Genomic DNA, 12678 nt, shown 5'->3' with positions numbered 1-12678 from the left:
GCCGAAGCGTTATGGAGGTGCGCGACGTGCTGCCAGGTCAGGGATCGAGCGGCAGGAAACTGCGCGTCTGCGGCATCAACACCGCGTGGAACACCATCGGGGACGGGGAGTTCTTCTGCCCCGACTGCGGCGGTGACCGCAACTACCGCCGCCGCACCGGCCGTCGCCGCTTCGCCGTGCTCGGAGTGCCGCTGGTGCCGCGCGGCCCGGCCGGCCCCGTCATCGAATGCGCCGCCTGCCACGGCCACTTCGGCACCGACATCCTCGACCACCCCACCACGGTCCGCTTCTCCGCGATGCTCCGGGACGCCGTCCACACGGTGGCGCTCGCCGTACTCGCCGCGGGCGGCACCTCCTCCCGTACGGTCCGGGAGACCGCCGTCGGCACGGTCAGGGCGGCCGGGATCGAGGACTGCACCGAGGAGCAGCTCACCGAGCTGGTGGAGGCGCTGGCCGCCGACACGGGGCGGTTTCTCATCGACCCCGGACCCTGCGGGGCCGCTCTCGCCATCGAGCTGCACGAGGCGCTGGAGCCGCTGGCCCCGCATCTCGCGTCGGCCGGCCGGGAGTCGATCCTGCTCCAGGGCGCGCGGATCGCGCTGGCCGACGGGCCGTACAGCGCGGCGGAGCGCGATGTGCTCTCCACCGTCGGCGGCGCGCTGCAACTGTGCGCCGACGACACGGCCCGGCTGCTCGAATCGGCCCGTACGCCCTCGTCCTGACCCTCCTCCCGCCGGTGTACCCCGTCCGCGTACTCCTCCGGGAGTAACCGCGCGCCCCGGTCACCCCGGGCAGTAACACCCATCTCGCTCTCACGCGCGACGATTCCGGCGCCTCCCCCCACGAGGCTTGGGTCAACTCTGACCGGCTGTGCAGAAGGGGGGCCCGCGATGGGGCCCGAAATCAAACGCCGACGTCTGCTGCCCTGGGCGGTGGTCGGACTGTGGGTGGTCGTGATCGCCGTGGCCGCCATGTTCGCCGGGAAGCTCGGCGACGTACAGCGCGACGAAGCCGTCGACTACCTCCCGGCGAGCGCCGACTCCACCCAGGTGGAGAAGGTCCGGCAGGAGCTGCCCGGCGGCGAGATGACCGATCTGATCGTCGTCTACCACCGCGACGGCGGACTCACCGCCGCCGACCGGACGACCGCCGAGGAGCAACTCGCGCGGGTCGCGGCCGAGCAGCGGCTCACCGCCCCGCCCAAGGGCGTCCCGTCCGAGGACGGCACGCTCCTGATGTACCCGGTCGCGAGCGCCGTCCCCGACGAGCCGGGCATCGACAAGGAGGCCGCGCGGATCGCCTTCGTCGAGGACGTACGGGCCCTCACCACGGAGGACGGCGGGGGCGGCGGCAGCGGACTCGACGTCGAGGTCGCCGGATCCGGCGCCCTCCAGTCCGACATGGAAGCCGTCTTCGAGTCCATCGACGGCACCCTGATGACGGCGACCGTGCTGGTCGTCGCCGTCCTGCTGATCATCACCTACCGCAGTCCGTTCCTGTGGATCGTGCCGCTGTTCGTCGTCGGCGCCGCCGCCGTCAGCTCCATGGCCGTCGTCTACGGGACGGTGCGCGCCTTCGACACCGTCGTCAGCAGCCAGAGCTCGGCCATCATGACGGTGCTCGTGTTCGGCGCGGGCACCGACTACGCGCTGCTGCTCGTCGCCCGCTACCGGGAGGAACTGCGCCGCGTACCCGAGCCTTACGACGCCATGCGCTCCGCGCTGCGCGGCTGCGGACCCGCCGTCCTCGCCTCCTCCGGCACCGTCGCCGCCGGTCTGCTGTGCCTCATGGCCGCCGACCTCAACAGCAGCAGCGGCATGGGACCGATCGCCGCCATCGGCGTCGTCTGCGCGCTCGTCGCGATGCTCACGCTGCTCCCCGCCGTCCTCGTGCTCCTCGGCCGCCGCGTCTTCTGGCCGCTGATCCCCGTCCACGGCAGCGAGGGCGGACAGCGCCGCTCCTTCTTCGCCGCCATGGGATCGTCGGCCGCCCGCAAGCCGGTCGCCGTGCTCGCCACCGGTCTCGTGGTGCTCGGTGCCCTCGCGGTCGGCGCGCTGAACCTGCCCGGCGCGCTCAAGCAGGAGGACGGCTTCATCGACAAGCCGGAGTCGGTCGTCGGCATGGCGCGCCTCGCGGACGCCTTCCCGGAGCAGAGCGCGCAGCCCATCACCGTCATGGCGCCCGACGGCGGGGCCGACGCCGCTCTAGGCGCCGTCCGTTCCGTCTCAGGCGTCGCCGAGGCCGAACTGGGCCGCGCCGGAGGCGGCTGGACCGAGATCACCGTCTTCGCGAAGGACGCGCCGGAGTCGGCGGGGGAGACCGCCACCATCGAACGGCTGCGGTCCACCCTCGACGGCGGGACATACGTCGGCGGGCCCAGCGCCCAGCAGATCGACCTCGCCGACACCAACGCCAGGGACCGGCTCCACGTCATCCCGCTCGTCGTCGTCGCCGTCCTGCTGATCCTGGTCGTCCTGCTGCGCAGCCTCGTCGCACCGCTGATGCTGGTCTTCGCCGTCGTGGTCGTCTGGGGCGCGTCGATGGGCATCGGCGGGCTGGTCTTCGAGCCGCTGCTCGGCTTCCCCGGGATGGATCCGGGGCTCGCGCTGCTCTCGTTCGTCTTCCTCGTCGCACTCGGCGTCGACTACGGCATCTTCCTGATGCACCGGATGCGGGAGGAGGCACTCAAGGGCGCGGACCCCGAGGCCGCCGCGCTGACGGCGCTGCGCACCACGGGCGGTGTGATCGCCTCGGCCGGTGTCGTCCTCGCCGCGACCTTCGGAGTCCTGGCCAGTCTGCCGCTGGTGATGCTCGTGGAGATGGGCCTCCTGGTGGCCGTGGGCGTCCTGCTGGACACCTTCCTGGTCCGTACGTATCTGGTGACGAGCGCGAGCGTGCTGCTCGGCCGCAAGGTCTGGTGGCCGGGAGCGCTGTCGAAGCCGCCGGCCGGGCCCGGCCCGGAAGCGGACCGGACGGACCGCCCGGCCGCAGGGGGACCGGACGACCAGGACGGACCCGGCGACCGCGAGCGGGAGCCGGTCGGCACCGGCGCCTGAACAGCGGTGCGCCCTCCGGTGCGTCGCGGCTCCGGGGACGGGGCCGCGACGCACCGGACGACTCCGGGCGGGGCCGTACCGCGCCGAAGCGCGACAAGAGAGGATGGACCCGTGTCAGAGACCCCGAGCAGAGGACCACGCACCGAACGTGTCTTCGCGGTGCTCAACCGCGATCCGCTCGAAGCGCCGCACCAGTTGCGCACGGACCTGGTGGTCACCGGCGTCGTCGGTGTCCTGGGCCTCCTGCTCGCCCTCACCGTGCCCGGCGACGGCAACTCACTCGACGCCCCCGGCTGGGCGATGTTCGCCGCCGTCACCACGTCCCTGGTCTGGCGGCGGCGGCACCCGGTGCCCGTCCTGCTGGTGATGGTCGTGCTCGTCGGCACGTACCACGCGCTGGACTACTCGCACGCGGCCACCACCCCGGCCACGATGGTCGCCCTCTACACCGTCGCCGTCACCGGTCCGCCGATGCGCGCCGCGCTGCTCGGTGTCGGCACCGTCGGCATCACGCTCACGGTGATGTTCCTCCTCAACACCGACCGCGGTCTGGAGATGCTCCGCACGTCCGGCTGGATCATCGCGGTCGTCGTCATCGGCATGGACGTACGGGTCTACCGCAAGTACATCGCGGCGATGGTGGAACGCGCGGAGCGCGCCGAACGGACCCGTGAGGAGGAAGCGGCCCGGCGCGTCGCCGAGGAGCGCCTGCGGATCGCCCGGGACCTGCACGACCTGCTGGCCCACAGCATCACGCTCATCGGCGTCCAGACGTCGGTGGCGTCGCACGTCCTGACCGTCTCGCCCGACCGGCTGGACCGGGCCGCGATCTCGCAGGCGCTCGACGGCATCTCGGACACCTGCCGCGGCGCGCGCTCGGAACTGCGCACCACGCTGGAGGTGCTGCGCGCCGCGGGCACGGCCGAGGGCGAGGAGGGGACCTGGGGCGGGGCCCTGCCCGACCTGTCCGCGCTGCCCGGCCTGGTGGAGACCGCGCGGACCGCGGGCGCGGAGACCCTGCTCACGGTACGGACGGAGGGCGTACGCGTCCCGCCGGTCGCCGAGGCCGCCGCGTACCGGATCGTGCAGGAGTCGCTCACCAACGCCGTCCGGCACGCCGGCCCGGCCCCACGGGTGCGGGTGCGCGTCGAGACCCGGGGCGGGGCGCTGCACGTCACCGTGACCGACAACGGGGGCGGGCCCGGCGGCAAGGGAGCGCGTGTCGACCCCGGCTACGGGATCGTCGGCATGCGGGAGCGGGCCCGCAGCGTCGGGGGCACGCTCGACGCCGGACCGTTCGACGACGGCTTCCGGGTGGCCGCCGTCCTGCCCCTGCGGGAGTACGACGACCCGGCGGACAAGGCCCCGGAGGGTGCCCCGGCGAAGGCGGAGCGGACGGGCGGCGGGCGGACGGCGGGCGAGCCGGCCGGTCCGGGCGGCAGACGGGAGTCGGTCGTATGATCCGCGTCCTGCTCGCCGACGACCAGCGCCTGGTCAGGGCCGCATTCGCGATGCTCGTCGAGTCCGCCGCCGACATGGAGGTCGTGGGCCAGGCCGGCACCGGCCGGGAAGCCGTCGAGCTGGCCCGCTCCGCCCGCGCCGACCTCGTCGTCATGGACATCCGGATGCCCGGGATGGACGGTATCGAGGCGACCCGGCTGATCGCCGCCGACGAGGACCTCGCGGGCGTCCGGGTGCTGGTCCTCACCACGTACGACACCGACGACCATGTCGTGGAGGCGCTGCGGGCCGGCGCGTCCGGCTTCCTCGTGAAGGACACCAGGCCGGCCGAACTCCTCACCGCCATCAGGACGGTGGCGGCGGGCGACTCGCTGCTCTCCCCGGGCCCGACGGCGCGCCTGATCGCCCGTGTACTGAGCGCGCGCAGCGTCCCGGAGACCTCGCCGGCCCGCGGCCCCGACTGCCTCTCGGCCCGCGAACGGCAGGTGCTCGCCCTCGTCGCACGCGGCCTCACCAACACGGAGATCGCCGAGTCCCTCGGTCTCAGCCCGCTGACCGCCAAGACACATGTGAGCCGCATCATGGGCAAGCTGGACGCGCGGGACCGGGCTCAACTCGTGATCATCGCGTACGAGTCGGGGCTGGTCACCCCCGGTGACCTCAGGATCACGGCGCCCGACGGCGGCTGATCGGCGCCGTCACGAAAACCGGGGCGGCAGCCATCGGCACCCTCCGGGTGCGGGAGAATGGCCCGCATGAGCCTGTTCCGCGACGACGGCATCGTGCTGCGCACCCAGAAGCTGGGTGAGGCGGACCGCATCATCACGTTCCTCACCCGCGGCCACGGCCGCGTCCGGGCCGTCGCCCGCGGAGTCCGCCGGACGAAGTCGAAGTTCGGCGCCAGGCTCGAACCGTTCTCCCATGTCGACGTGCAGTTCTTCTCACGCGGCAGCGAACTCGTCGGGCGCGGACTGCCGCTCTGTACGCAGAGCGAGACCATCGCCCCGTACGGCGGCGCCATCGTCACCGACTACCCCCGCTACACGGCCGGTACGGCCATGCTGGAGACGGCCGAGCGGTTCACCGACCACGAGGGCGAACCCGCCGTCCAGCAGTATCTGCTCCTCGTCGGCGGACTGCGCACGCTCGCGCGCGGGGAGCACGCCCCGCATCTGATCCTCGACGCCTTCCTGCTGCGCTCCCTCGCGGTCAACGGGTACGCGCCGAGCTTCGACGACTGCGCGAAGTGCGGGCTCGACGGGCCGAATCGCTTCTTCTCGGTCGCGGCGGGGGGCGTCATATGCGCCGACTGCCGGGTGCCGGGCAGCGTCGTACCGTCGTCGGAGGCGGTCGGTCTCCTCAGCGCGCTGCTGACCGGGGACTGGGGGACCGCGGACGCGTGCGAGGCTCGTCATGTCCGGGAGGGCAGCGGGCTGGTGTCCGCGTATCTGCACTGGCATCTGGAGCGCGGACTGCGCTCACTCAGATATGTAGAGAAGAATTAGGAGACACGAGCGCATGGCACGACGCGGAATCCTGGGCCGGCCCCGCCGCGAGTACAAGGTCCCCGAGCCGCACCCCTCCGGTGCGGTGCCGCCGAAGATCCCCGGCGAGCTGGTGCCCAAGCACGTGGCCTGCGTCATGGACGGCAACGGCCGCTGGGCCAAGGAGCGCGGGCTGCCGCGCACCGAGGGCCACAAGGTCGGCGAGGGCGTCGTGCTGGACGTGCTCAAGGGCTGCCTGGAGATGGGCGTCAAGAACCTCTCCCTGTACGCCTTCTCCACCGAGAACTGGAAGCGCACGCCCGACGAGGTGCGCTTCCTGATGAACTTCAACCGCGATGTCATCCGGCGGCGCCGTGACGAGATGAACGAACTCGGCATCCGGATCCGCTGGGTCGGCCGGATGCCCAAGATGTGGAAGTCGGTCGTCCAGGAGCTCCAGGTCGCACAGGAGCAGACCGTCGACAACGACGCCATGACGCTCTACTTCTGTGTCAACTACGGTGGCCGCGCGGAGATCGCGGACGCGGCGCGGGCACTCGCCGATGACGTGGCGTCCGGGAAGCTCGACCCGTCCAAGGTCAACGAGAAGACCTTCGCCAAGTACCTGTACTACCCGGACATGCCGGACGTGGATCTCTTCCTGCGTCCCAGTGGTGAGCAGCGGACGTCCAACTACCTGATCTGGCAGAGCAGTTACGCCGAGATGGTCTTCCAGGACGTCCTCTGGCCCGACTTCGACCGACGGGATCTGTGGCGGGCCTGCCTGGAGTACGCGCACCGGGACCGCCGTTTCGGCGGGGCGCTGCCCAACCTGTCCGGCAAGTCGGGCGAGTCGAGCGAGAAGAACCACAAGGGCGAGGGCGGGTAGGGCGTTTCCGCCGGGGCCGGGCTCGGAGCCGGGGCCGGGACCGTCGCTGCGGCCCCGGCGGGGGCCGGCGGCGTACGGCACGGGACTCGCGGGAGACGGCCCGGTGCCGGCCGTCCCGCGCGGGTCACCGGTCCGTCAGGTCCTGACCGGCGGCCGAGGGGCCCGCGCCCGCTCGGGGACCGGTCCCCGAGGCGCACTCCGCGCAGGTGCCGAAGACCTCCACCGTGTGCGCCACGGACACGAAGCCGTGCTCCGCCGCGATCGTCTCGGCCCACTGCTCCACTGCCGGACCCTCGACCTCGACGGCCTTGCCGCACACCCGGCACACCAGATGGTGGTGGTGGTCACCGGTCGAGCAGCGCCGGTAGACCGACTCCCCGTCGTTCGTGCGCAGCACGTCGACGTCGCCCGCGTCGGCGAGCGACTGGAGCGTGCGGTAGACCGTCGTCAGCCCCACCGAGTCGCCGCGGTGCTTCAGCATGTCGTGCAGCTCCTGCGCGCTGCGGAACTCGTCCACCTCGTCCAGCGCGGCGGCCACCGCGGCACGCTGCCGGGTCGATCGGCCGCGTACAGGGGCGGTGCTCGCCCCGCCGCCAGGCGCAGTCGTCACGGGTGCCTCCAATGCTCTGCCCGGAATCGCTGTCTGCCGGGCCATTCTGCCAGCTCGTGTCAGACCGTGGCCTCGTCCGACGGTCCGCGCATGGCGGGAACGGCGGGAACGTCCGACGGGCCCCCGGCACGTTCGTCCTCCACCGGCACCGCCGCCCGCGCCCGCCGTCTCGCGAGCGGTGTCGCGAGCACGGTCAGGACGAGGAAGACGCCGATGGCCAGCAACACAATTGTCGCTCCGGGCGGTACGTCCTGGTAGTACGAGGTGACCGTGCCGGCCAGCGTGACCGCCGTGCCGATCACCACCGCCAGGACGAAGGTGACGGCGAACGACCGGGTGATCTGCTGCGCCGCCGCGACCGGCACCACCATCAGCGCGCTGACCAGCAGCAGGCCCACGACCCGCATCGCGACGGTGACGGTCACGGCGGCCGTGACGGCGACGAGCAGGTTGAGGGCGCGCACCGGCAGCCCCGTGACCCGCGCGAACTCCTCGTCCTGGCTGACGGCGAACAGCTGCCGCCGCAGTCCCACGGTGACCAGCACCACCAGGGCCGCCAGGACCCAGATCGCGTCCAGATCGGCCTCGGAGACCGTGGAGAGCGAGCCGAAGAGGTACGAGCCGAGGTTGGCGTTGGAGCCGGTCGGCGAGAGGTTGATCAGCAGCACACCGCCCGCCATGCCGCCGTAGAACAGCATGGCCAGCGCGATGTCGCCGCGGGTGCGGCCGTACGCCCGGATCAGCTCCATCGCGATGGAGCCGACGACGGCCACGGCCGTGGCCATCCACACCGGACTGGTGGAGAGCAGGAAGCCGAGACCGACACCGGTCATGGCGACATGTCCGATGCCGTCGCCCATCAGCGCCTGGCGCCGCTGGACGAGATAGATGCCGACCGCGGGCGCGATGACGCCGACCAGCACGGCCGCGATCAGGGCCCGCTGCATGAGGGCGGTCTCAAGGATTTCCATGATCAGGTCAGCAGTCCTGTACGGAGCGGCTCGCCGGCCGCGTGCGGGTGGCAGCCCTGGTTGGGCAGGGGCTCGGGGCCGTGGCCGGTCGGCGCGTGCCGCTCCGCGGCCTTCGGCGGCGGGCCGTCGTGCGTCACACGGCCCTCCCGCAGCACCACGGCGCGGTCGATCAGCGGCTCCAGCGGGCCCAGTTCGTGCAGGACGAGCAGGACGGTCGTACCGGCCGCCACCTGGTCACGCAGCGTGGCCGCCAGGATCTCCTGGCTGGCCAGGTCGACGCCCGCCATCGGCTCGTCCATGATCAGCAGTTCGGGTTCGGCGGCGAGCGCGCGGGCGATGAGCACCCGCTGGTGCTGACCGCCGGAGAGGGCGTCCACCGAGTCCTTGGCGCGGTCCGTGAGACCCACCAGCTCGATGGCGCGCCGAACGGCCGCCCGGTCGGCCTTGGAGGGCCACCTCAGCAGCCCGGAGCGGGAGAGCCGTCCCGAGGACACGACCTCGCGGACGGTGGCGGGCACGCCGCTCGCGGCCGTGGTGCGCTGCGGTACGTAGCCGACGCGCGCCCAGTCGCGGAACCGCCGCAGCGGGGTGCCGAAGAGGGTCACCTCGCCGTCGGTGAGCGGGACTTGGCCGATCACGGAGCGTACGGCGGTGGACTTGCCCGAGCCGTTGGCGCCGAGCAGCGCGACGACCTCACCGCGCCTCAGGGTGAGGTCGACACCGCGCAGTACGGGGCGGGAGCCGAGCGTGGCGGTGGCGCCGCGCAGCGACAGGACGGTGCCGGCGGGCGGGGGCACGTCGGTGTCCCGCCCGGCCGCCTCTGTCCGCCCGTTCCGGTTCGTCGCCACGTTCCGTACCTCCGTTGCCGCTGTCGCCCGGTTCACTTCGCGCCGAGGGCCTTCTCCAGCGCGGCGAGGTTGGACTCCATGACCTCGATGTAGTCAGCGCCCTCGGACTTGTCCGTGATTCCCTCGATGGGGTCCAGGACGTCCGTCCTCAGGCCGCTGTCGGCGGCGACCGTCTTCGCCGTCCTGTCGCTGACCAGTGTCTCGAAGAAGACCGTGCCGACCTTGTCCTGGGTCGCGATCGTCCGCAGCTCCTTGATCCGCGCCGGGCTCGGCTCGGACTCGGGGGAGAGGCCGGAGATGGACTCCTGCTTCAGACCGTAGCGCTCGGCGAGGTAGCCGAAGGCGGAGTGCGTGGTGATGAAGGTCCTGGTGGAGGTGTCCGCGAGGCCCTTCTCGAACGCGGTGTCGAGGGTGGTGAGCCGCTCGACCAGCGCGGTGGTGTTCTTCCGGTACGCGTCGGCGTTCTCCGGGTCGGCCTTCTCCAGCGAGGCGCCGACGCCCTTGGCGACCTCGGCGTACTTCACGGGGTCGAGCCAGATGTGCGGGTCGGTGCCGGCCTCGCCCTCGTGGGCGTGCTCCTCGCCCGCGTGCTCCTCCTCCGCGTGCCCGTCCTCGGCGTGCTCCTCACCGGCGTGTTCGTCGCCGTGCTCGTCGCCGTGGGAGTGGCCGACCTCGGAGCCGTGCTTCTCCAGCTCGGTGAGGGTCGCGGCGTCCACGGTGTTCTTCACGCCGGCGGCGCCGATGGCCTCGTCGACGGCGGGCTGGAGGCCCTTGAGATAGAGGATGTAGTCGGCCTCGCCGAGCCGGGCGGCCTGCCGGGTCCCCAGCTCCAGGTCGTGCGGCTCGACGCCCGGCTTGGTGAGGGTGGAGACGTCGACGTGCGTCCCGCCTATCTCCTCGGCCAGATACTGCATGGGGTAGAACGACGCGATCACCGCGAGCTTGCCGTCGCCCTTGCCGCCCCCGCCGTCGGCCGCGTCCGAGGGGGAACACGCGGACAGCGCGACCAGTCCGAGGGCGACGGATCCGGCGAGCGCGGCGGTGGGTATCAGGCGTCGTACGTTCATGACAGTCATTTTCAACAAAACTGGAAACGATTGTCAACAAGGGGTGGTGAAGGCCACCGCGGGACACCGATTTGATACAGGGGGTGCGCCCGCCGCTAATCTGAAGCATTCGCCGTTCGTCGTCGTAATGAAGAGAGCACCGTGGCCGCCGACAAGATCGACAGCATCGTCAACCTGAGCAAGCGCCGTGGCTTCGTCTACCCGTGCAGCGAGATCTACGGCGGACAGCGTGCCGCCTGGGACTACGGGCCGCTCGGGGTCGAGCTGAAGGAGAACATCAAGCGCCAGTGGTGGCGTTACATGGTCACTTCGCGCGAGGACGTTGTCGGTCTCGACTCGTCGGTGATCCTGGCCCCCGAGGTCTGGGAGGCCTCGGGCCATGTCGCCACGTTCACCGACCCGCTCACCGAGTGCACCTCCTGCCACAAGCGTTACCGAGCCGACCACTTGGAGGAGGCGTACGAGGAGAAGCACGGCAGGCCGCCGGCCAACGGCCTGGGGGACATCAACTGCCCCAACTGCGGCAACAAGGGCACCTTCACCGAGCCCAAGTCGTTCTCCGGGCTCCTCTCCACCCACCTCGGCCCGACGCAGGACTCCGGCTCCGTCGCGTATCTGCGCCCCGAGACCGCCCAGGGCATCTTCACCAACTTCGCCCAGGTGCAGCAGACATCGCGCAAAAAGCCGCCGTTCGGCATCGCGCAGATGGGCAAGTCCTTCCGTAACGAGATCACGCCCGGCAACTTCATCTTCCGCACGCGCGAGTTCGAGCAGATGGAGATGGAGTTCTTCGTCAAGCCCGGCGAGGACGAGACGTGGCAGGACTACTGGATGGAGCAGCGCTGGAACTGGTACCGGGACCTTGGCCTGCGCGAGGAGAACATGCGCTGGTTCGAGCACCCGAAGGAGAAGCTCTCCCACTACTCCAAGCGCACCGCCGACATCGAGTACCGCTTCAGCTTCGGCGGCTCGGAGTGGGGCGAGCTCGAAGGCGTCGCGAACCGCACGGACTTCGACCTCACCGCGCACTCCAAGGCGTCGGGCCACGACCTGTCGTACTTCGACCAGGAGGCCGGTGAGCGCTGGACGCCGTACGTCATCGAGCCCGCCGCCGGTGTCGGCCGGGCGATGCTGGCCTTCCTCCTCGACGCGTACAACGAGGACGAGGCGCCGAACGCCAAGGGTGTGCTGGAGAAGCGCACGGTGATGCGGCTCGACCCGCGCCTGGCACCGGTCAAGGTCGCGGTGCTGCCGCTGTCGCGCAACCCGCAGCTCTCGCCGAAGGCGAAGGGGCTCTCGGCCGACCTGCGGAAGAACTGGAACATCGAGTTCGACGACGCGGGCGCGATCGGCCGCCGGTACCGCAGGCAGGACGAGATCGGTACGCCGTTCTGCGTCACCGTCGACTTCGACACCCTCGACGACGACGCGGTGACGGTGCGCGAGCGCGACACGATGAAGCAGGAGCGTGTCTCGCTGAGCCAGATCCAGGGCTACCTCGGCGAGCGGCTGCTCGGCTGCTGATCACGGCCGCGGATCACGTTCGTGGCTCGAAGCCCCCGGTTCCGTGACGGAGCCGGGGGCTTCGTCGCACACTGCTGACTGGCCGCATCCGTCTACAGGAGGCACTCATGCCGCCCACGACCAGCAGCAAGGTAAGCCGATGGGACCAGCACGGCCGCGAGCACGTGGTCCATGTCCAGAAGGCCGGTATGCAGCGGGCGTTGACCTGCGACACCTGCGGATGGAAGAAGAACGCGCAGTTCCTGCCGTGGCTCAAGGCGGAGGAGCACCTCGCCGAGGAGCACCAGGCGACCGTCGACCCGACGGTCACCGGCGGCTAGAGCCGGGGGCTTCGGCGCCGGGAAAATGAGTGACGGGTGCCACCCGCCCGGTGGTAGCGTCTCGGGCATGTTCTTCCAGATCTACGAGTGAGGACGCGGCGGTCACGGCCCGCCTCTCACCAGACGAATCCGCAGATCACTTCGCCTTCACCAATTCGGGAGAACCCGTGGCAAAGAGCCGCAACAACCTTCTCGGCGTGGGCGGACAGCGTAAGAAGCTGTCCCGTGCCGATCAGCAGGGCAACGGCCCCGGCCGCAACGCCGACCGCAAGGTGGCCGAGGACAAGAAGCAGGAACTGGTCCGCAAGATGCGCGAGCGCGCGACCGGTACCGCGTCCGACGAGCCCACCGCGGAGGCGGCGGACACCACCGACGCGAACGGCGCGGCCGGTGTGACCGACGGGTCCGCCGCCCGGTCCTGACACACCGCCACACCGCGACGACGGCC

Annotated in this window: 13 protein-coding genes; 9 read left to right on the top strand and 4 right to left on the bottom strand. The window is 71.2% G+C overall.

The window, feature by feature from the left end; all coding sequences use genetic code 11:
• The first annotated feature begins 26 nt into the window (after positions 1-26).
• The 6 genes from ACZ61E_RS13685 (at position 27) to ACZ61E_RS13660 (ending at position 6890) form a co-directional block, all read left to right on the top strand.
• Positions 27-722: a tellurite resistance TerB family protein gene (locus ACZ61E_RS13685; RefSeq protein ID WP_469699825.1), complete on the top strand. Its 696-nt coding sequence runs from the start codon at positions 27-29 to the stop codon at positions 720-722.
• Between the two features lie 168 nt (positions 723-890).
• Complete coding sequence (locus ACZ61E_RS13680; protein WP_469699824.1) at positions 891-3056, top strand: MMPL family transporter; 2166 nt, start codon at positions 891-893, stop codon at positions 3054-3056.
• Positions 3057-3167: 111 nt separating this feature from the next.
• Entirely contained in the window at positions 3168-4517 is a 1350-nt protein-coding gene (locus tag ACZ61E_RS13675; protein ID WP_469699823.1) for a sensor histidine kinase, read from the top strand.
• Positions 4514-5206, top strand: coding sequence for a response regulator transcription factor (locus ACZ61E_RS13670; protein ID WP_469699822.1), 693 nt, complete (start codon positions 4514-4516; stop codon positions 5204-5206). Before ACZ61E_RS13675 ends, ACZ61E_RS13670 begins: the two co-directional genes overlap by 4 nt.
• 66 nt (positions 5207-5272) lie before the next feature.
• Positions 5273-6022 carry a DNA repair protein RecO gene (recO, locus tag ACZ61E_RS13665; protein ID WP_469699821.1) on the top strand — a complete coding sequence of 250 codons (750 nt, stop codon included), beginning with the start codon at positions 5273-5275 and terminating at the stop codon, positions 6020-6022.
• Between the two features lie 13 nt (positions 6023-6035).
• A complete protein-coding gene (locus ACZ61E_RS13660) occupies positions 6036-6890 on the top strand; it encodes an isoprenyl transferase (protein WP_469699820.1) in 855 nt (284 codons plus the stop codon).
• A 124-nt stretch (positions 6891-7014) separates the two neighbouring features.
• Here ACZ61E_RS13660 and ACZ61E_RS13655 read toward each other — a convergent pair whose 3' ends face one another.
• The 4 genes from ACZ61E_RS13655 to ACZ61E_RS13640 form a co-directional block, all read right to left on the bottom strand.
• Entirely contained in the window at positions 7015-7500 is a 486-nt protein-coding gene (locus ACZ61E_RS13655) for a Fur family transcriptional regulator (RefSeq protein WP_469699819.1), read from the bottom strand.
• Between the two features lie 59 nt (positions 7501-7559).
• Complete coding sequence (locus tag ACZ61E_RS13650) at positions 7560-8471, bottom strand: metal ABC transporter permease (protein WP_469699818.1); 912 nt, start codon at positions 8469-8471, stop codon at positions 7560-7562.
• Between the two features lie 2 nt (positions 8472-8473).
• Positions 8474-9268, bottom strand: a complete 795-nt coding sequence (locus ACZ61E_RS13645; protein ID WP_469699870.1) for a metal ABC transporter ATP-binding protein — start codon at positions 9266-9268, stop codon at positions 8474-8476.
• An 83-nt stretch (positions 9269-9351) separates the two neighbouring features.
• Positions 9352-10386, bottom strand: coding sequence for a metal ABC transporter substrate-binding protein (locus tag ACZ61E_RS13640; RefSeq protein WP_469699817.1), 1035 nt, complete (start codon positions 10384-10386; stop codon positions 9352-9354).
• Positions 10387-10527: 141 nt separating this feature from the next.
• Between ACZ61E_RS13640 and ACZ61E_RS13635 the strand changes: the two genes are divergently transcribed.
• The 3 genes from ACZ61E_RS13635 (at position 10528) to ACZ61E_RS13625 (ending at position 12652) form a co-directional block, all read left to right on the top strand.
• Positions 10528-11910 (top strand): glycine--tRNA ligase, encoded by a 1383-nt coding sequence (locus ACZ61E_RS13635; protein WP_469699816.1) that lies wholly within the window; start codon positions 10528-10530, stop codon positions 11908-11910.
• A gap of 107 nt (positions 11911-12017) precedes the next feature.
• Positions 12018-12230 carry a hypothetical protein gene (locus tag ACZ61E_RS13630; RefSeq protein WP_469699815.1) on the top strand — a complete coding sequence of 71 codons (213 nt, stop codon included), beginning with the start codon at positions 12018-12020 and terminating at the stop codon, positions 12228-12230.
• Positions 12231-12397: 167 nt separating this feature from the next.
• The gene (locus ACZ61E_RS13625; protein WP_469699814.1) at positions 12398-12652 is read left to right on the top strand and encodes a DUF6243 family protein; all 255 of its coding nucleotides are present in this window, start codon (positions 12398-12400) and stop codon (positions 12650-12652) included.
• The last annotated feature ends 26 nt before the right edge of the window (positions 12653-12678 follow it).

The organism is Streptomyces sp. NPDC104581, from assembly GCF_055583685.1.
This window is presented reverse-complemented; position numbering and strand designations above follow the sequence as displayed.

Bases quoted from the DNA above. Each gene is read 5' to 3' on its own strand.
- ACZ61E_RS13660 (WP_469699820.1), top strand. From the start codon at position 6,036: ATGGCACGACGCGGAATCCTGGGCCGGCCCCGCCGCGAGTACAAGGTC.
- recO (WP_469699821.1), top strand. From the start codon at position 5,273: ATGAGCCTGTTCCGCGACGACGGCATCGTGCTGCGCACCCAGAAGCTG.
- ACZ61E_RS13680 (WP_469699824.1), top strand. From the start codon at position 891: ATGGGGCCCGAAATCAAACGCCGACGTCTGCTGCCCTGGGCGGTGGTC.
- ACZ61E_RS13640 (WP_469699817.1), bottom strand. From the start codon at position 10,386: ATGAACGTACGACGCCTGATACCCACCGCCGCGCTCGCCGGATCCGTC.
- ACZ61E_RS13650 (WP_469699818.1), bottom strand. From the start codon at position 8,471: ATGGAAATCCTTGAGACCGCCCTCATGCAGCGGGCCCTGATCGCGGCC.
- ACZ61E_RS13630 (WP_469699815.1), top strand. From the start codon at position 12,018: ATGCCGCCCACGACCAGCAGCAAGGTAAGCCGATGGGACCAGCACGGC.
- ACZ61E_RS13670 (WP_469699822.1), top strand. From the start codon at position 4,514: ATGATCCGCGTCCTGCTCGCCGACGACCAGCGCCTGGTCAGGGCCGCA.